This is a genomic window from Bradyrhizobium sp. (genome assembly GCF_016462955.1).
GTDB lineage: Bacteria > Pseudomonadota > Alphaproteobacteria > Rhizobiales > Xanthobacteraceae > Bradyrhizobium.
Window position 1 is genome coordinate 20277 of the sequence record NZ_JAEMSD010000012.1, and the last position, 18519, is coordinate 38795.

Annotated in this window: 14 protein-coding genes and 1 tRNA gene; 3 read left to right on the forward strand and 12 right to left on the reverse strand. The window is 65.1% G+C overall.

Features of this window, described 5'->3' with window-relative positions; all coding sequences use genetic code 11:
- Nucleotides 1–409 (forward strand): AraC family transcriptional regulator (locus JHD07_RS02900; RefSeq protein ID WP_291618735.1); only part of this gene is annotated, 409 nt, incomplete at its 5' end.
- Between the two features lie 26 nt (nucleotides 410–435).
- Here the strand turns inward: JHD07_RS02900 and JHD07_RS02905 are convergent.
- Nucleotides 436–1440, reverse strand: coding sequence for a zinc-dependent alcohol dehydrogenase family protein (locus tag JHD07_RS02905; RefSeq protein WP_291618736.1), 1005 nt, complete (start codon nucleotides 1438–1440; stop codon nucleotides 436–438).
- A 31-nt stretch (nucleotides 1441–1471) separates the two neighbouring features.
- Complete coding sequence (locus JHD07_RS02910) at nucleotides 1472–2302, reverse strand: alpha/beta hydrolase (RefSeq protein ID WP_291618738.1); 831 nt, start codon at nucleotides 2300–2302, stop codon at nucleotides 1472–1474.
- 673 nt (nucleotides 2303–2975) lie between these two features.
- Between JHD07_RS02910 and JHD07_RS02915 the strand changes: the two genes are divergently transcribed.
- Both JHD07_RS02915 and JHD07_RS02920 read left to right on the forward strand, forming a co-directional pair.
- Nucleotides 2976–3911, forward strand: a complete 936-nt coding sequence (locus JHD07_RS02915) for a pirin family protein (RefSeq protein WP_291618739.1) — start codon at nucleotides 2976–2978, stop codon at nucleotides 3909–3911.
- A 90-nt stretch (nucleotides 3912–4001) separates the two neighbouring features.
- Nucleotides 4002–5264: a DUF5996 family protein gene (locus JHD07_RS02920; protein ID WP_291618742.1), complete on the forward strand. Its 1263-nt coding sequence runs from the start codon at nucleotides 4002–4004 to the stop codon at nucleotides 5262–5264.
- A 234-nt stretch (nucleotides 5265–5498) separates the two neighbouring features.
- Here the strand turns inward: JHD07_RS02920 and JHD07_RS02925 are convergent.
- The 10 genes from JHD07_RS02925 to JHD07_RS02970 form a co-directional block, all read right to left on the reverse strand.
- Nucleotides 5499–5575 (reverse strand) — tRNA-Arg (locus JHD07_RS02925).
- Between the two features lie 59 nt (nucleotides 5576–5634).
- A complete protein-coding gene (locus JHD07_RS02930) occupies nucleotides 5635–6678 on the reverse strand; it encodes a diguanylate cyclase (RefSeq protein ID WP_291618744.1) in 1044 nt (347 codons plus the stop codon).
- The gene (locus JHD07_RS02935) at nucleotides 6678–9788 is read right to left on the reverse strand and encodes an EAL domain-containing protein (RefSeq protein ID WP_291618746.1); all 3111 of its coding nucleotides are present in this window, start codon (nucleotides 9786–9788) and stop codon (nucleotides 6678–6680) included. Before JHD07_RS02935 ends, JHD07_RS02930 begins: the two co-directional genes overlap by 1 nt.
- Before the next feature lie 158 nt (nucleotides 9789–9946).
- Entirely contained in the window at nucleotides 9947–11032 is a 1086-nt protein-coding gene (locus JHD07_RS02940; RefSeq protein ID WP_291618748.1) for a branched-chain amino acid ABC transporter permease, read from the reverse strand.
- The gene (locus JHD07_RS02945) at nucleotides 11029–12039 is read right to left on the reverse strand and encodes a branched-chain amino acid ABC transporter permease (RefSeq protein WP_291618749.1); all 1011 of its coding nucleotides are present in this window, start codon (nucleotides 12037–12039) and stop codon (nucleotides 11029–11031) included. Before JHD07_RS02945 ends, JHD07_RS02940 begins: the two co-directional genes overlap by 4 nt.
- The gene (locus JHD07_RS02950; RefSeq protein ID WP_291618752.1) at nucleotides 12036–12758 is read right to left on the reverse strand and encodes an ABC transporter ATP-binding protein; all 723 of its coding nucleotides are present in this window, start codon (nucleotides 12756–12758) and stop codon (nucleotides 12036–12038) included. The genes JHD07_RS02945 and JHD07_RS02950 overlap by 4 nt, the downstream gene beginning before the upstream one ends.
- Nucleotides 12755–13528: an ABC transporter ATP-binding protein gene (locus JHD07_RS02955; RefSeq protein ID WP_291618754.1), complete on the reverse strand. Its 774-nt coding sequence runs from the start codon at nucleotides 13526–13528 to the stop codon at nucleotides 12755–12757. Before JHD07_RS02955 ends, JHD07_RS02950 begins: the two co-directional genes overlap by 4 nt.
- 172 nt (nucleotides 13529–13700) lie before the next feature.
- Nucleotides 13701–14885 (reverse strand): substrate-binding domain-containing protein, encoded by a 1185-nt coding sequence (locus JHD07_RS02960; protein WP_291618756.1) that lies wholly within the window; start codon nucleotides 14883–14885, stop codon nucleotides 13701–13703.
- Between the two features lie 207 nt (nucleotides 14886–15092).
- The gene (locus tag JHD07_RS02965) at nucleotides 15093–16529 is read right to left on the reverse strand and encodes a sigma 54-interacting transcriptional regulator (protein WP_291618758.1); all 1437 of its coding nucleotides are present in this window, start codon (nucleotides 16527–16529) and stop codon (nucleotides 15093–15095) included.
- Between the two features lie 269 nt (nucleotides 16530–16798).
- On the reverse strand, nucleotides 16799–18519 hold a 1721-nt coding region (locus JHD07_RS02970), incomplete at its 5' end, for an EAL domain-containing protein (protein WP_291618760.1).

An 18519-nucleotide genomic window follows, 5' to 3' on the forward strand; every position in this document is an offset into this window, starting at 1 on the left:
GCTCCTCGCCGAGCTTTGCCGCTTGGGGGGAACGCCGTTTGCGCCGCCCAAGGGCGGCCTCGCGCATTGGGCGGAACGGCGCTGCCTGGAACTGATGCGAGCGCGGCTTTCGGAAGATGTCAGCCTCGACGATCTGGCAGCCGAGGCACGGCTTTCACCGTTTCATTTCGCTCGCATGTTCAAGCAGAGCCTCGGCGTGCCGCCGCGGGTCTACCTCACGCGACTGAGGATGGAGAAAGCCTGCGAACTCCTCGAACATACCGACCTTCCGGTCACCCAGATCGCCCTGGAAGTCGGGTACTCGTCGAACCAGGTCCTCGCCCGTGTCTTTCTCAAGCATCACCGCATGAGTCCGACCGACTATCGTCGGGCGGTTCGCGATCCCGTCCGCCGGATCGCAATGCAGTAACTTGTGCCGTCGCCCTGCCAGTGCATCTATTGCGGCGAGGGAAGCGCCACAGTCTGGCCCACGACGTCGATCGCCACCTTACCGCGAAGTCCGCGCGATCCCCCGTTTTCGAGCAGTTCATGCGCTTCGCCGACCCGGGCCAGAGGTAGCACCGCGCCGATCACCGGTTTGATCAGGCCGCGTTCGACCAGGTTCGTCACCGCGTCGAGCTTGCCGCGGTTCTGCCGGGTGAACACGAAATGGTAGGCGGCATTCTTGCCCCACGCCTCGATCAGGTTTTGCGGCTGTGCGATGTCGACGATGCTGACCACCCGTCCAGCATCCGCGAGGGCGAGCGGGCTCCTCGTCAGGGTGTCGCCGCCGATGGTATCGAACACGACGTTCACCCCCTGTCCATGCGTCAGGTCCGCCACGGCTGAAACATAGTCGTCGGAAGTGTAGTCGATCACATCGTCCGCTCCGAGCGAACGTACGAATTCGTGGTTGCTGGTGCGCGCCGTCGTGATGACCCGCGCACCGATCGCCTTGGCGAGCTGGATCGCCACCGTGCCCACACCGCCGGCGCCACCGTGGATCAGGATCGTTTCATGAACGGCAAGCTGGGCGCGGGTCACCAAAGCTTCCCAGACCGTGCCTCCCACCAGCGTCAGGCTGGCGGCCTCCAGGTGAGTGATGTTGCGCGGCTTGCGACCGACCAGGTCGACATCGGCAATATGCTGCTCCGCATAGGAGCCGGGGCCGCCGAAGATTTTGGGCGTGTAGTAAACCTCGTCGCCGATCCCGAACTCGCTCACGTCCACTCCCTTCTCTTCCACGACGCCGGAAACGTCGTGACCGATGATGGCGGGAAGCGGCACGTAGTCGACATAGTCGCCACGACGGATCTGATAGTCCAGGGGATTGATGGCGGTGGCGTGGACACGCACCCGGACCTGTCGCGGTCCGAGAGTCGGCACCGAAACGTCGCGCAGCTCGAACGCGTCGTAGCCGCCGAATTTTTCGAGCACGACGGCCTTCATGGTATCGGTCATGATCTTCCCTCCTCTCCAGGGGCTTAGCCGGTCAGGCGCGGGCGAAGGCCAGCAGGTCAGGGTTGATCACGTCAGGATGCGTCGCGAACAGGCCGTGCGAAAGACCCGGATAGGTCTTCAGCGTTCCGTCGCGCACCAGCCTGACTGCCTTATGCGCCGAGTTTTGAATCGGTACGATCTGGTCGTCCTCGCCGTGCAGAAACAGGATTGGAACGTTGATCGCTTCGAGATCCTCGGTAAAGTCGGTCTCGGAAAACGCTTTGATGCAGTCGTGATGTGCCTTCGCGCCGCCGGCCATGCCCTGGCGCCACCAATTGTCTATCAAGCCCTGACTTATTGTGGCGCCCGCGCGATTAAAGCCATAGAACGGGCCGCTTGGGATGCCCTTATAGAACTCCGCGCGGTTCCGGGACAGCGACTCGCGGAAGCCGTCGAACACTTCCATTGGAATCCCGTCCGGGTTCTTGTCGGACTTGACCATCACGGGGGGCACCGCACCGATCAGCACGGCCTTGGCAACGCGGCCGCGCTCGGCCTGGGCGACGTAGCGAGCGACCTCGCCGCCGCCGGTCGAATGGCCGATATGGATGACATCATGAAGGTCCAGCGCCTTCACGATTGCCGCGACATCTGCAGCATAGGTGTCCATGTCGTTGCCCGTGTCGGTTTGGTCCGATCGGCCATGGCCGCGCCTGTCAGGTGCGACCACGCGATAGCCTCGAGACAGGAAGAACAGCATCTGGCTGTCCCAATCGTCGGCGCTCAGCGGCCAGCCGTGGTGGAACATCACGGGCTGCGCGTCTTTCAGGCCCCAGTCTTTGTAAAAGAGGTTGGTGCCGTCGGCTGTGGTGATTGTGGCCATGACAGGTCTCCTTCCGGTTGAGCTTGAGCAAATTCCGGAAAACGGCTGGCTCAGGATTGCGCCATGGCCCCTATCGCGGACAATGTCGACGGCTGGCCGTGCCGTCGTCTTCCATATCAATCCATTCCGACGAAAGCGCTTCGGGGGCCAGCCCGACGACCCTAGCAAGCGTTTGACAAAGTGCGGCGCGGAAGCTGCGGCCTGTTGCCGATCTTGCGGGCAAAGCGCTGCGCGACACTCCTTTTCAGGGCATTCCTGACCTGCCACTCGCCACCGCGTTGGGTAACGTCCTGCGTTCTCACCGGGGCGCACTGCCTCGAGTTTCACGGGAGGTGGAACTCTCGTTCGGACCGCAGCGAGTGGGCGCCCCAGTTTGGCCAAAGCCGGAAAGAAGCGCAATATTGGCACCTGCGCAGCAGCCCCCGCACCGCATTGCCACGGCGTTCGGCTAAGATCGATTCAACCCGCGATCAAACCGTTCTGCATCGCTTGCCGGGCGCCTTGGCATCGTCACGCCGCGCTAAACGCGTGGCAGTCTCGGTCGTGGCACGCCACGACTGGTTGCGAGCAGACGGAGGAAAGATGGGCGAGTGAACACATGGACGAGCTCGAGCAGCGGCCCGATCGGCCGGGCGTGAGGTCGCCCGGCTCTCCCAGCAGAGGAACATGCGCAATGAGTTGGAACCCAACACTTGAGCCGGGCTGTCCCGACGAGGTCGGAATCGACGCGATCGAAACTCTCATCGTCCCGCGTTCCCGCGACCTCGGGGGGTTCGAGGTCCGGCGCGCCTTGCCGGCGCCGAAGCGGCAGATGGTCGGGCCGTTCATCTTCTTCGACCAGGCCGGGCCGGCCGAATTGCTGACCGGGCAGGGCGTCGACGTTCGGCCGCACCCGCATATCGGCCTTGGCACCGTCACCTATCTCTTTCGCGGCGATTTCCATCACCGTGACAGCACCGGCGCCGATCAGATCATCCGTCCTGGTGCGCTGAACTGGATGGTCGCCGGGCGCGGCGTTACCCACTCGGAGCGCACCTCCGCGGCCGCCCGCAGCGGTCCGAACAGTCTGTTCGGGATTCAGACGTGGCTGGCTCTTCCCGACACCCACGAGGATGTGGCGCCCACCTTTGAACATCACGGCAAGGAAACGCTGCCCGTGATCGAGGACCGCGGCGTCTGGGTTCGGCTCATTCTTGGAAACGCCTACGGCAAGGTCGCGCCCGCGGCCATGTTTTCGGAGACGTTCTACGCCGATGTGAAGCTCGAACCAGGAAGCCGGCTGCCGATGCCGGGCGAGCACGAGGACAGAGGCATCTATATTGTCGAAGGTTCTGTGTCGGTCGCCGGCCAGTCTTTCGGGGCATCCCAGATGATGGTGTTCCGCCCCGGCGACGGGATCACGGTCGCGGCCGGCGACCAAGGCGCGCGGTTGATGATCCTCGGCGGCGCCACGCTCGGCGGGCCGCGTTACATCTGGTGGAATTTTGTCGCATCGTCCCGGGAACGCATCGAAGAAGCCAAAGCCGAATGGCGCGCCGGGAATTGGGGCAAGGGGCGCTTCGATCTCCCGATCGACGACCGGGATGAACACATCCCCCTTCCGGATTGACCGGCGCTGCTTAGGTGATTGCCTGCAGGCAACGCGAGCGCCCAAGACTGAATGACCGACAGAGCAGATGCTGGATGGAGAACAAGCGAAATGAACAACAAATGGCCCCACCTCGACTACCTCGGCTGGCGCGAGACTTGTTCAGCTCTGCATCTCTACCTGCAGGTCGCAGGCAAGTACCGGCTGGCACATACACCGTGGCTGAACCATTCGTGGCACGCGACCTTCTATGTCACGCCAAACGGTCTGGCATCCTCGCCGATACCCGACGGCCCCGGAATCGAGATCCTGTTTGATTTTCGGGAGCACAGGGTTGTTGGCACCAGCGGCGAGGGCCGCCGGGCATCGTTCGAGCTCGGGCCGTCCACGGTCGCGGCGTTCCACGCCAGCTTCGTGCAGTTGATTTCGGACCTCGGCGGCACGCCGAAATTCAACGGACAACCGAACGAGGTCCCCAACCCGGTACCCTTCGCCGAAGATCATCGCGACCGGCCTTATGACCGCGATGCCGTTCATCGCTTTCACCAGGCGCTCGTGGCGATCGACAGGGTGTTCAATCGGTTCCGCACCTCCTTCCTCGGCAAATCCAGTCCCGTTCATCTGTTCTGGGGCAGCTTCGACCTGGCGGTTACGCGATTTTCGGGACGGCGCGCGCCGCTTCACCCCGGCGGAATTCCTGCCCTGCCGGACGACGTGGCGCAGGAGGCTTATGACCGCGAGGTCTCGTCAGCGGGCTTCTGGCCGGGCGGCGGCGGTATCGACTATCCTGCCTTCTACGCCTACGCCTATCCGGCGCCGAACGGCTACCGAGCCGCGACGGTCCGGCCCGATGCCGCGTTCTGGCACGACGGCCTGTCTGAATTCATGCTTCCCTACGATGCCGTGCAGTCGGCCGCCGATCCCGACGAAGCCCTGATGGCTTTCCTCGTCTCGACCTACGAGGCTGCGGCCGATCTGGCAGGATGGGACCGCGATCTCTTGGAATGCGCACGCGGAGGACAGCCACGTCAGGTCCGCCCCCCGGATGCGGCGCAGGCTCAGCAAACGCATTCAGCCGGCGACAATAATGTCGAGCGGACAGATGGCGCATCGAAGGGACGCTACTGGCTCGTCGTCGACGGCGTCGAAGCCGAGATGACCTACAGCCGGGCCAACGACAAGTTGATCATCATCGACCACACGGAAGTTCCCCCCGCCTTGCGCGGCCGCAAGATCGGAGAGCGGCTGGTGCGACAAGCGATCGAGGATGCGCGGCGCGAAGCGTTCGCGATCATTCCGCTCTGCCCGTTCGCAAAGGCGCAGATAGAGCGACATCCGGAGTGGCAGGACGTGGTGCGTGGGGCCAAGAGGTGACGGCGGTGAAATCGGATCTGTGCTCAAACCGGCTTCACGACCGCCGGCTGAACGGGGTCGTCGTGCGCCATGCAGGCAAGCTGAAACGGCCAAACCATGCGGCAAGGCGATGCAAATTTTCCCGAGAACCGCTGCGCTGACACGAACGCCGAATGTCGCAGAACACGGCCGCGCGTAAGCTAGCGATGCTTGCCCGGTGTAGCCCATCGCAGGACATCGTGGATTTGGCGGAGCTGGCGCACCCGACACGATTCGAACGTGTGACCTTTGCCTTCGGAGGGCAACGCTCTATCCAGCTGAGCTACGGGTGCAATGCACGTTCATTAGCCGATTGGCGAGAGGCGGGCAACCGCTTCTCGCCGGATCGGACTCAAGCCATTTTGCGCCGGAAGGGGGCCGGAACTGCTGCGGCTTCCCGGCCGAGGGCCGCGAACTCGGCCAGGACCCGTTCGGCGCAGATGACGCGGTTGCGGCCGAGGCGTTTGGCGACATAGAGCGCCTCGTCGGCGGCGCCGAGCAGCCGGTCGGGGCCGCCATCGGCGCCGGTGGGAATGTGGCTGGCGACGCCGACGCTGAGCGTGACGTGGCCGCCCGCGTCCGCGGCGCCGTGCACGATCGCCAAGGCCATCACCGCGCAGCGGATCTGCTCGGCGACGATGCAGGCGGCGCTGCAGTCCATGTCCGGCAGGATCAGCGCGAACTCCTCGCCGCCATAGCGGCTGGCGAGGTCGAGCGGGCGCATGGCGTGCCGGCTGACGACGCCGGCGACCGCGCGCAGGCATTCGTCCCCGCTCTGGTGGCCGTGGCGGTCGTTGAACAGCTTGAAATGGTCGACGTCGACGAACAGCAGCGCCACCGGCTTCTGCGTGCGCTGGGCGCGGGCCCATTCGCTGGTCAGCATCTGGTCGAAGGCGCGGCGGTTCGACAGGCCGGTCAGCCCGTCCTTGGTGGCGAGCTCCTTCAGCGCCGTCTCGGCGCGCTTCTGGTCGGTGAGATCGCGCAGCGTCTCCACCACCGCGATCAGACGGCCGGCCTCGTCGTGGATCGGGCCGGCGTCGATGGCGAGATAGAGCTGGCTGCCGAGCTTCGGCATCACGCACCAGTTCTCCGCTGAGAAGCCGAGGCCGTTATGGCCGCGCGCGGCATATTCCGAGTAGTATTCCGGCAGCTGCTCGGGACGGTCGAGCGCGACGAGGTCGGCAAGGCAGGGGCGCTTGGTCTCGTAGAACGCCTGCCAGTGCTTGCTCGTGCCGATCACCTCGCTTGCCCCGACGCCGGTCAGACGCTCGCAGGCCCTGTTCCAGATCACGACGCGGCGCTTCGGGTCGATCACGAAAGTCGGCACCACGAGGTGCTGCATCAGCCGGACCGCGTAGGAATCCGCGACATCGACGGACTTGCGCGGCTTCGCCATCAGGCCACCGCGGCCACCGGCGCGGGATCGCCGGCACCGAACAGCTTTCGCACTTCAGTGGCCGGCTTCGGCGCGCTGAACAGATAACCTTGCATCTGCGTGCAGCCGAGCGTGCGCAGCATCTCGCGTTGCGCCTCGGTCTCGACGCCCTCCGCGACCGTGGTCATGTTGCTGGCGGCCGCAATGTTCACTACCGCCTGCACGATGACCGGAGAGCCGCTCTCCTCGGCGATGTCCGCGACGAAGCAGCGGTCGATCTTGATCTTGTCGAACGGGAAGCGTTTCAGATAGCTCAGCGAGGAATAGCCGGTGCCGAAATCGTCGAGCGCGATGCGCACGCCGATCGAGCGGAGCTGATGCAGGATCGAGAGCGCCGCCTCGTCGTCGCGGATCAGCACGGCTTCGGTGATCTCGAGCTCGAGCCGGCGCGGGTCCAGCCCGGAGGCGGCGAGCGCACCGGCGATCCGCAGCGCCAGCGTGTCGCATTTGAGCTGCACCGGCGAGACGTTGACCGCGATGCGCACATGCGCCGGCCAGGTGGCGGCCTCGTTGCAGGCCGTGCGGAGCACCCAGTCGCCGAGCTCGGTGATGAGACCGGTGTCCTCGGCGACCGGAATGAACTCGGCCGGCGACACCATGCCGCGCTGCGGATGCCGCCAGCGCAGCAGCGCCTCGCAGCCGGAGACATCGCCCGAGCGCAGGTCGACCAGCGGCTGATAGTGAATCTCGAAGCCGCCATCGACGAGGGCCTGTCGCAAATCCTGCTCCAGGCTGAGGCGTGCCTTGGCGCTGGCATCCATCGCCGGCTCGAAGAAGCGGTGGGTGCGCCGCCCCTCGGCCTTGGCCCCGTACATCGCGAGGTCGGCGTTCTTGACCAGCTGGTCGAGATCGGTGCCGTCCTGCGGCGCCAGCGCGATGCCGATGCTGGCGTCGGTGGAAAGCTGGTGGCCGAGGCAATGATAGGGCTGCCGGATCGCCTGGTAGATCTGCGTCACGAAGGACAGCACGTCGGCGGATGACTCGATGTCGGTCTGGATCACGGCGAACTCGTCGCCCCCGAGCCGTGCGATCAGGTCGCCCTGCTTGAGGCAGCCGCGCAGGCGGCCGGCGATCGCCTTCAAGAGCTCGTCGCCGACGTGGTGACCGAGGGAGTCGTTGATGCCCTTGAACTCGTCGACGTCGATGTAGAGCAGCGCGAACTGTCCGCCTTCGGCGACCTTCTCCAGCTCGCATACGATCTGCTCGCGGAACAGGGTCCGGTTCGGCAGGTCGGTCAGCGCATCGTAATGCGCCATATGCGCGATCTTCTCGTGATCGCGCCGCCGCTCCGTGACGTCCTCGACGACGTTGATGATGTAGCGGGGCTCGCCCGACCCGTCGCGGATGCCGATCCGGGTGGACGTGATGTAGCGCCGTCCGATGCTCGGCGTGGTCCACACGTGCTCGTCCAGGAACAGCCCGTCCGCCGATTGCAGCAGCTTGTCGTCGTCCCGGGTGATGATCCCGGCGGTTTCCGCGGGATAGAGGTCGAACGCGGTCTTGCCGACGATCGTCTCGCTGGTTTCGCCGAGCTCTTGCTCGGCCACCTGGTTGGCCAGCAGGTAGCGGCGCGTGCGGGCGTCCTTCACGGTGATCCGTGACGGGATATGGTCGATGATCTCGCGCAGGAAAGTGTAGTTGCGGTCGCGTTCCTGCTCCAGATTGCGCTGCTCGGTGATGTCCTCGATCGTGGCGACCCAGCCGCCCTGCGCGAGCGGCGTGTTGATGACCTGGAAGGCGCGGCCGTTCGCCAGCTGATGCGTTCTCGTCGAGACCGTGCCTTCGGCGACCACCTTCATGACGTCGGCGCAAAACGCCTCGACGTCGCCATCGAATGCGCCGCGCTCCTTGCGATGATGCATCGCCTCGCGAATGTGGCAGCCGGGCTTGATGACGTCGTGGGAGAGGCCGAACATCTCGGCGTAGCGGCGGTTGCAGGTGACGATGGTGCCGTTCGCGTCGTACAGGATCAACCCTTGCGACATGTTGTTGATGGCGGTGTCGAGCCGCTGCCGCTCCGCTTCGATGCGCTGCTGGGCCTCGCGGTTCTGCCGGGCGATCTGGCGGATGATCAGATAGAGGATGAGTGCGATGGCGGCGGCCGAGAGCGCAGCGGTTGCCACCAGGAAGCCGGTCTGCTGGCGCCAGTCCGAAAGCGCAGCCGCCGTGGTGTTGGTGGCGACGATGACGAGCGGGAAGTGCCTCAGCGAGGCGGCGGAACCAAGCCGCTCCTCGCCGTTGATCGGGCTGTTGCCGCGGTGAGACTGCTGGCCACCCTGGGCCAGCACCTTCTGCATCAGCGGCGCATCCCTGAAGTTCCGCCCGATCAGCTCTTCGCTATGTGGATGACGCGCCAGCATCTTGCCTTCGCGGTCGAACAGCGAGATGGCGGTACCCTCGCCGAGTGCAACGGAGGCGAAATAGTTCCGATAACTGTCGGGATCGATGCGCCGGACCATGGCGCCGAAAAAGGTGCCGTCCGCGCCGTTCAAGCGTCGTGCGACGACCGTGGTCCATTTGTTGTTGATGAAGCTGCGGACCGGTTCCAGGATGACCGGCTCCGCCGCCGGATTGGATTTGAACGCCTGGAAATAGCCGCGCGACGAGACGTTGATCTTGGGCAGCGGCTGAGCCCGCGACCAGTTGATCAGCTCGCCCTCGGCATCGTAGATCGCGATGTCGCCGAGATACGCCACGGAGCTGATCTTGCTGCGCAGCATCTGGTTGGCCGCAGGCCCGGACATGCGCTCGCGGAACATCGCGGGCGAGGTGAGCTCCGCAAGGTTCATCTGCCCAATCACGTCGGCAGCGACGACGTCGGAATCCTCGAACTGCTGATCGAAATGTTGCGCGATCAGCTTCACCGTGTTTTCGAGCTCGCGCTCGCGATTGGCGAGGGTCCGCTCGCGAAATTCGCCGACGGTCATGGCCGTGACGATGAAGATTCCCGCGACCAGAAACACGCCGCACAAGGTCAGCCACAGCACAGGACCACGCCGCGCCAAGGTCTCCCAGCCGTTCCTCGCGGCTAGAGACAGTCCGGTTGCCACCGTTGAAAAGACCTGGCGCATTCCCCCTCCCTGGACGAACAGGAATACACCGCACAAATGGCGCAAAGCTTAGGAAAGCCAGTTACCTAAGCATTAATCCGGTTGCGTAATGGCACCGATATGCCGTCCGGCCTGTATCGCGCGTCCCGCCAGCGCCGCGCCGCATCATGAATGACCGCTTAATGCGAGGGGCCGGCAGTCTTCTTGCCGCCGCCATAGCGCAGCCGTCCGACCACGCCGGTCGGAAAGAAATAGACGCTGGCGATGAACAGCAGCCCGAGCCACAGCAGCCAGCGGTCCGGATGCAGCAGCCCCGGCAGCAGCGGCAGGCCGGCTTCGTCCGCCGCCTTGGAGGCGACCCCCATCAGCGATTGCAGATAGTTCTGGGCGACGATGAAGATGGTGGCCCCGATGACGGCGCCGTAGATCGTGCCCATGCCGCCGATCACCACCATCAGCAGGATGTCCAGCATGATCGAGAAGCTGAGCGAGGTATCGGGACCGGCATAGCGCAGCCACAGCGCGTTCAGGATGCCGGCGCTGGCGGCGACGAGAGCCGCGATGCAATTGGCGTAGGTCAGGTGGAACACGGTGCGGAAGCCGAGCGCCTCGGCGCGGAAGCGGTTCTCGCGGATCGCCTGGAGCACGCGCCCGAATGGCGAGTTCACGACGCGCAGCAGCGCGAGAATCATCAGCGCGGAGCCGGCGAACACGAGGTAATACGTCAGGATGCGTCCGTTGATCTCGACGCCGAACATGTCCTTGGGGATCAGCACCGTGCCGGGCCGGAGCAGCTCGGGGAGCCGGAAGCTGCGTCCGTCCTCGCCGCCGGTGAGCCAGGACAGTTGCGAGGCCAGCACCTGGAAGGCGGAGGCGACGGCGAGCGTGATCATGGCGAAGAAGATCGCGGCCACCCGCAGCGAGAACAGGCCGATGGCGAGCGCGAGCAGCGCCGCCAGCGGCAGGCCGGTGACGATGCCGGTGGCGACCGCGGCCCAGTTCGGACCCATGCCGTACAGCGCGATTGCGATCGCGTAGCTGCCGATGCCGTAGAACATGGTGTGGGCGAACGACACCGTGCCGGTGTAGCCGAGCAGCAGATCGTAGGAGGCGACCAACGCGGCGAACACGCAGATCTTGGCCGCGACGTTCAGTGCCTTCGCGCCCGGGAACAGGAACGGCGTCGCCGCCAGCGCCAGGATGATGAGGACGAGAACGAGCGTGAGCACGCGGCTCTTCGGCGGATCGCCTGAGAGGATCATCATCGGCTGGTCACCGCATAGAGGCCGCGCGGCCGCCACATCAGGATGGCGACCATCAGCAGGATGTTGGACACGAGGGCGAGCTTCGGCACCAGGAAGCCGCCGTAATTGGCCACCATCGCCACCAGGATGGCGCCGATGAAGCAGCCGCCGATCGATCCCAGCCCGCCGATGATGACGACGATGAAGATGAGCACGGTGAGGTCGTCGCTCATGGAGGCATGCACCTGCTCGCGATAGAGCGCCCACATCACGCCGCCGAGGCCGGCCAGCGCCGATCCCGTCATGAACACGCCGAGGAACAGGCGGCGGATGCGGTAGCCGAGCGCCTCGACCATCTCGCGGTTCTCGACGCCGGCACGGATCAGGAGGCCGAGCTTGCTGCGGTTGAGCACGAGCTGGATCGCGATGAAGATGGCAAGGCCGATCAGCATCGCCAGCACGCGGTATTTCGCGATCGCGACATCGCCGATGATGAAGGAGCCGCGCAGCGATGCCGGCAACGGCATCGGGATGATCTGCGGTCCCCACAGCGCATAGAGCGTCTGCTCGGCAACGATCAGCCCGCCGGTCGTCATCAGGATCTGCTTCAGGTGCTGGCCGTAGACAGGCAGGATCAGCACGCGCTCGACGACGAGGCCGAGCGCGCCCGATACCGCCATCGACAGCAGCGCGGCCGGGGCCAGCACCGCAAGGTTCATCCAGAGCGAATCCGCCTGGATGGACGCCGCGAACGGGGCCAGCACCAGCGTGGCAACATAGGCGCCCACGGCGATGAAGGCGCCATGACCGAAATTGAGCACGTCCATCAGGCCGAACACCAGCGTCAGCCCTGAGGCCATGATGAAGATCATCATGCCCATGGCGAGGCTCGCGACGGTCAGTGTCAGCCAGGAGCTGGTCGAGCCGATCAGGGGAATCATGAGGAGTGCGAGCGCGATCGGCAGCAGGATCGGCGCGAGATCGCGCTTCGGCTTCGGCAGCGGATCGTTTGCGGCAAGGTCAGTCACTGATGCGTCTCCAGGCTCAGGCCGAGCAGCCGCTCCTGCAGCGGCACGTCGGCGGCGAGCGCCGCCATCTCACCGCGATGCACGATGGTGCCGTTGTCCATCACCAGCACGCTGTCGCCGAGCTCGCGGGCGGCAAAGAAATTCTGTTCCACCAGAAGGATCGTGGCGCCCTTGCGCTTGATCTCCTTCAGGCACTCGATCAGCGCCATCACGATGGCCGGCGCCAGCCCCTTGGTCGGCTCGTCGATCAGCAGCAGCTTGCGCGGCTCGATGATCGCGCGTGCGATCGAGAGCATCTGCTTCTGCCCGCCCGAGAGGCTTCCCGCGCGCGACAGCCAGAACCGGCGCAGCGCCGGGAAGAAGCCGAAGATCCAGTCGAGCTGGGTGTCGTCCAGCGGGCCGTCGCGGGCCGCCAGCACCAGGTTCTCCTTCACCGTGAGATCGGAGAACACGGCCATGCTCTCCGGCACGTAGCCGACACCGAGCCGCGCGATGTCGGGCGTCGCAAGGCTCTCGATGCGCGTCCCACCGAGGCTGATCTCGCCTTTCGAGGCCTGCCACAGGCCGATGATGGTGCGCAGCGTCGTGGTCTTGCCGGCGCCGTTGCGGCCGAGCAGCATCGTGACCTGTCCCTCGGGAACGGCGAGGTCGATGCCCTGCAGGATGTGATAGCGGCCGATATGAGTGTGCACGCCGGAGAGCGTGAGGAGATCGGTCATCCGACGCTCTCCGCGGTCTTGGGGGCGACGCCGAGATAGGCCTCCTGCACGATCGGCGAGGCGATCACCTCGGCCGGCGGGCCGTCGGCGACGAGCTGGCCGTTATGCAGCACGATGATGCGGTCGGCGAGCGAGCGCACCACGTCCATCTTGTGCTCGACGAGGAGAATGATCTTGCTCCTGTCCTGCTTGAGCTGCGCGATCAGCTTCAGCACGACAGGCACCTCGTCGATGCTCATGCCGGCGGTCGGCTCGTCGAACATGAATACCTTTGGCTCGAGCGCGATCATCAGCGCGACCTCGAGCTTGCGCTGGTCGCCATGCGACAGCGCGGTCGCGGTGACGCCGCGGCGGCTGCCGAGCGCAACCTGGTCAAGGATGCTGTCCGCGCGTGCGATCAGGTCGCGGCGCACCATCCAGGGCCGCAGCATGTCGTAATGGGTGCCGCTCGCGGCCTGCACCGCGAGGCGGACATTCTCTTCCACCGACAGGTTAGGGAACAGATTGGTGAGCTGGAACGCGCGTCCGAGACCTGCGCGGGTGCGCATCGGCGCGGAATGCTGGGTGATGTCGATGCCGTCGAACAGGATGCTGCCGCCCGATGCCCGCAGCTGGCCCGAGATCAGATTGAAATAGGTGGTCTTGCCGGCGCCGTTCGGCCCGACGATGGCGGTGAGCTCGCCCGGGCGAAACGTGCAGGAGACGTTATTGACCGCGACATGGCCGCCGAAGCGAATGGTGAGGTCGCGGGTTTCGAGGGTGAGCGGCATGGGAGGTCTGGCAACAAAATGAAGGTGTGTCCGCGATCGCGGTAGGCTCCCTCCCCCGCTTGCGGGGGAGGGCTGGGGAGAGGGTGTTTCCGTAGGCGAGAACCCCCAAGAGGAAAAAGCCCTCACCCGGCGCTTCGCGCCGACCTCTCCCGCAAGCGGGAGAGGTGAAGACTCAGCGCTTGTTCTTGATCGGAACGTTCATGTCCTCGATCTTCAGCTCGCGCACCGGCTCGAGCACGGCCCAGGCGACGTTCGGGTCGACCTTGACCTTGAAGTGATACATGCTCTGCAGCGCCTGATGGTCCTCCTTGCGGAACACCATCTTGCCCTTTGGCGTGTCGAACTCGAGGCCCTCCATCGCCGTGATCAGCTTCTCGGTGTCGGTCGACTTCGCCTTGGTGACGGCGGCGACGACGGACATCGCGGCGGCGAAGCCGCCCGCGGTGAAGAAGTCCGGCGGTGCGTTGAAGCGCTTCTGGTGTTCGGCGACCAGCCAGTCGTTCACGGGGTTTTTCGGAATCTCATAGAAGTAGTAGGTCGCGCCTTCCATGCCGGGCAGGCTCTTATAGGCTGCGAGCGCCGGCAGGATATTGCCGCCGGTGGACAGCTCGATGCCGTAGCGCTTCGGGTCCATGTCCTGCAGCTTGGCGAGCGGGTTGCCGGCGCCGGCCCAGATCACCCAGATCACCTTGCGGCCCGGCTTGTCCTTCAGCGCGTCGAACAGGCGCTGGCCGACCGCGGTGAAGTCGGTGGTCGAGGTCGGGGCGTACTCCTCGGCGGCCAGCGTCGCGCCGGTCTTGGCCAGGGCCTCCTTGAAGGCGGCGACGCCGTCGCGCCCGAAGGCGTAGTCCTGCGCCAGCGTCGCGACGGTGACGCCCTGCTTGCCGATCGCGACCGCGTTGGAGATGGCGTCCTGCGAGGAGTTGCGCCCGGTGCGGAAGATGTAGCGATTCCACTTCTCGCCGGTAATCTGGTCCGCGACCGCGGGCTCGACGATCAGGATCTTCTTGTTCTCCTCGGCGACGGGCAGAATGGCGAGCGCAGCGGCCGACGAGGTCGTGCCGATCGCGATGTCGACCTTGTCATCCTGATAGGCTTCGGCGAGCGCGGCCTTGGCGAGGTCCGGCTTGCCCTGGTCGTCCTTGGTGATGATGACGATCTTGCGACCGTCGAGCGTCATGCTGCCCTTGGTGGCGTATTCGAAACCCATCTTCAGGCCGGTCTCGGTCTGCTTGGCATAGGCCTCGAGGGGGCCGGTCTTTCCGTAGATCAGCCCGATCTTGAGATCGTCGGCCCGAACGGAAGTGCCCGCCGCCAGCGCGAGGATGGTTGCTGTTAAGATGAGTGATCGACGCACGATGGTCCCTCCTGATCTGAAGTTTCTGCCAACAGCGATTTGCACAAGCTTGCGAACATTGCAATTAAACCTTCCGGCCGGCTGCCCGGAGATCGCACACGCAACGCTCGCTGACGTAAAGGGCGCGCTGCTTGCGATTCATTCCGGAGCCGCGGCCCGGGGCAGTGTCCGGATTCCGAGACTCCGGACAGTCCGATGTCTCGAAATTCAGACGGGCGCCGATCCCGCGGCAAGGCCGAACTTGGCGAGCTTCTTGTAGAAGGTTGCGCGCGAGATCTGCAGCATCCTGGCGGCCTCGGTGATCTGGCCGTTGCTGGCGGCGAGTGCCTGTTCGAGCGTGTGCTTCTCGAACTCGGCCTCGGCTTCGGCATAGGGCACCACCAATCCGGCGGGGCGCTCGGGCGGCGCGAGCCGGACCTCGCCGCAAACTGGGAGAATGCGGGCGACATCTTCGCCGGTCAGCCGCCCGGAATCGCTGAGGATCAGCGCGCGTTCGAGGACGTTGCGGAGTTCGCGGACATTGCCCGGCCAGTCGTAGCGGGCGAGCGCGGCGAGCGCGCTCGGCGTAATCTTCGCCTTCACGTAGTCGCCCGAGGCGCTGATGTCGTCGAGCAGACGGGCGCAGATGTCGGGGAGATCGGCGAGGCAGTCACGCAGCTTCGGCAGGTCGACCGCGAGCACGTTGAGGCGGTAATAGAGATCGGCGCGAAATGCGCCGTCGCTGACGCGCTTGCGCAGGTCCACATTGGTCGCGGCGATGACGCGGACGTTGACCCTGGTGATCTTGTCCGAGCCGAGCGGCTCGATCTCGCGCTCCTGGAGCACGCGCAGCAGCTTGGCCTGCAGCTGCAACGGCATCTCGCCGATCTCGTCGAGGAACAGCGTGCCGCCGTCGGCAATGCGGAATTTACCCTCGCGCCCCCTGCGGTCGGCGCCGGTATAGGCGCCGGGCGCGGTGCCGAAGAACTCTGACTCGATCAGCGTGTCCGGGATCGCGGCGACGTTGACGCTGACGAACGGCTTCTCCGCGCGCGATGAGGCGTTGTGGATCGCCTGCGCCAGCATCTCCTTGCCAGTTCCGGTCTCGCCGGTGAGCAGAACCGTGACGCTCTGCCGCGCAGCCCGGCTCGCGAGCTCCTTGGCGCGCGCAATGCCCGGCGTCGTGCCGACGAAATCGGCGAGGGTGAAACGCGCCGCTCGGGGGTTGGACAATTGCCGCCGCGCCAGCCGCAGATCGCTCTCGAGCTGGGCGACGCGGGCGAGCAGGGGCTTCAGGCTTTCGAGATGATCGTAGAGCACGAAGCCGATCGCGCCGATCACCGTCCCGTTCTCGTCCTCGATCGGCATGCGGGTGACGACGAGCTGCTCGCCGCCGAGCTCCATGATGTCGAGCAGGATCGGCTCGCCGGTCTCGGCCACCTTCCGCATCAGGCTGTTCGGGATGACCTCTTCGATGGAGCGGCCGATCGCCTCGCCGGCATGGTTGAGACCGAGCGCGGCAAGGTATTTCTCGTTGACATAGACGACCCGCCCGCCGCGATCGATCGCGATCGCGCCCTCGCAGAGCTGTTCCAGCCGCTCAAACAGCGTCTCCATCGCGCGTGCGCGGAGATAGGCAGGGTCGCGGATGGAGGAGGCGGGCATGACGTACCTCGCGGGAAGTCTGGTTGCTTATTAGCAAAAGACCCATAATTTCAAAGGGGAATTGACCGTTTGGAGGGCGGCTATTCTCGGTCGTCGTCCCGGACAAGCGCAGCGAAGCGGAGCGCAGATCCGGGACCCATACCCACAGGAAGAAGTTTGACGAAGACCCGGAGTGGGAGTCCCGCGTCACACTGCTCCCTGTGGTTATGGGTCCCGGGCTCGCTTCGCGCCCCGGGACGACAGCGGTACGTGTTGCCCCGCTTTAGCCCCTACCGCCGATACCCGCTCGCTCGCGAATAGCCCTGGCGGTTCGGCTGCATCGGACGGCTTGCCACGCTGACCCGCGCCTCGCTTGACGACGGCGTCGCGAGCTTCAGCTCCTCCAGGAAGATCGGCCGCGAGAAGTAGTAGCCCTGCGCGTAGCGGATCTTGGTGGCAGCCTGCAGATAGGCGAGCTCCTCGTAGGATTCGAGGCCTTCGGCAACCACGGTGATGCCGAGCGCTTCGCTCAAGGATTCGATCGCGCGCAGGATGCCCTGGCTGCGCGGGCGCTTATGAATATCGGTGATGAAGGAGCGGTCGATCTTGATCTCGTCCGCGGTGATGTCGGCGAGCGCCGAGAGCGACGAAAAGCCGGTTCCGAAATCGTCAATCGAGATGCCGACGCCCAGCTTGCGGAACATCGGCAGGATCTCGGTCTGGAAATGATCCTTGGCGACGAAGGCGTCTTCCGTCACCTCGATCATGAAGCGCTGCGGAAAGCCCGTCTCCTCGAGCGCCCGCGCGAAGCTGCGCATGAACTCGGGTTTGCCAGCCTGCCTGGCGGCGACGTTGATGCTGATGGTTGCGTCCGCGCCGAACGTCTCGTTGATCAGGTCGACCGACCTGACGATCTCGGCGAGCACGAGATGGGTCAGTTCGTCAATCAGGCCGAGCTCTCCGGCGAGATTGATGAACGAGTCGGGTGCCTGGATCACGCCGTCGTCGTCGCGCAGGCGCACCAGGGCTTCGATGCCCTTCACCTCCTGCGTCCGGATGTCAACCTTGGACTGGAAGGCGCAGCAGAAGCGCTTCTCCAGGATGGCGAGCCGCAGTGACTGCTCGACCTTCATCCGCGCCTGTGCCTCGCGCTCCATGCCGGCGTCGAAGAAGGCGGCCAGTCCCTTGCCGTTGTTCTTGATGCGATACATCGCGATGTCGGCGTTCTGCCGCAGCGTTTCGAAGCTGCATCCGTGCTCGGGATAGAGGCTGATGCCGACCGAGGTCGAGGCGAAGACTTCCGAATTGTCGATGAAGAACGGCGCCGTCAGCCGCTCCAGCGTCGATTGCATAAACTCGGCGACTTCCTCCTGGCTCTGGATCGGCGAGAGCAGCAGCAGGAACTCGTCGCCGGAGATGCGCGAGAGCATGTCGGAATCGCGCAAGTCTCGCCCGAGCCGCTTCGACAATTCGACCAGCAGCGCATCTCCGACGACATGGCCGTAATAGTCGTTGATGTGCTTGAAATTGTCGACGTCGAGAAAGGCCAGCGCGAAGCGCTCGCCGCCGCCATCCTTCGCCAGCAGATTGTTGGCGCGATGCTGGATGACGCGCCGCGAGAGCAGCCCGGTCAGCTCGTCGAAATAGGCCGAGCGGAACAGCTGGTCCTCGAAATTCTTCTGTTCGGTGATGTCGGAGGAGGCCGAGATCAGGAGCTCGCGTCCAGCCAGACGAACGGGGCGATGGGTCGTGAGCAGCACCTGACGCGCGGCCCCGGCGTGAAGCGCTTCCTCGGTCACGACCTGCTCGCCGGCGCTCGGTGCCTGCCGGCAGGCCTCGCGCCGCGGCGTCAGATCGGGTGCGGGACGGCTGCCGTCGATGCCGAGCTGAGCGGCAGCTGCATCATTGACCAGCAGAAGCTCGCCATGCGCGTCCTGCACGGTGAGGCCGGCCGGAAGCATTCTAACGATTTCCTTGAGAAAACCGAGCTCGGCTTCGGTCGCGCCGGAAT

Excerpts from the sequence above, each read along its gene's own strand:
- JHD07_RS02905 (WP_291618736.1), bottom strand. The coding sequence starts at position 1,440 with ATGACCGATACCATGAAGGCCGTCGTGCTCGAAAAATTCGGCGGCTAC.
- JHD07_RS02910 (WP_291618738.1), bottom strand. The coding sequence starts at position 2,302 with ATGGCCACAATCACCACAGCCGACGGCACCAACCTCTTTTACAAAGAC.
- JHD07_RS02915 (WP_291618739.1), top strand. The coding sequence starts at position 2,976 with ATGAGTTGGAACCCAACACTTGAGCCGGGCTGTCCCGACGAGGTCGGA.
- JHD07_RS02920 (WP_291618742.1), top strand. The coding sequence starts at position 4,002 with ATGAACAACAAATGGCCCCACCTCGACTACCTCGGCTGGCGCGAGACT.
- JHD07_RS02930 (WP_291618744.1), bottom strand. The coding sequence starts at position 6,678 with ATGGCGAAGCCGCGCAAGTCCGTCGATGTCGCGGATTCCTACGCGGTC.
- JHD07_RS02935 (WP_291618746.1), bottom strand. The coding sequence starts at position 9,788 with ATGCGCCAGGTCTTTTCAACGGTGGCAACCGGACTGTCTCTAGCCGCG.
- JHD07_RS02940 (WP_291618748.1), bottom strand. The coding sequence starts at position 11,032 with ATGATGATCCTCTCAGGCGATCCGCCGAAGAGCCGCGTGCTCACGCTC.
- JHD07_RS02950 (WP_291618752.1), bottom strand. The coding sequence starts at position 12,758 with ATGACCGATCTCCTCACGCTCTCCGGCGTGCACACTCATATCGGCCGC.
- JHD07_RS02955 (WP_291618754.1), bottom strand. The coding sequence starts at position 13,528 with ATGCCGCTCACCCTCGAAACCCGCGACCTCACCATTCGCTTCGGCGGC.
- JHD07_RS02965 (WP_291618758.1), bottom strand. The coding sequence starts at position 16,529 with ATGCCCGCCTCCTCCATCCGCGACCCTGCCTATCTCCGCGCACGCGCG.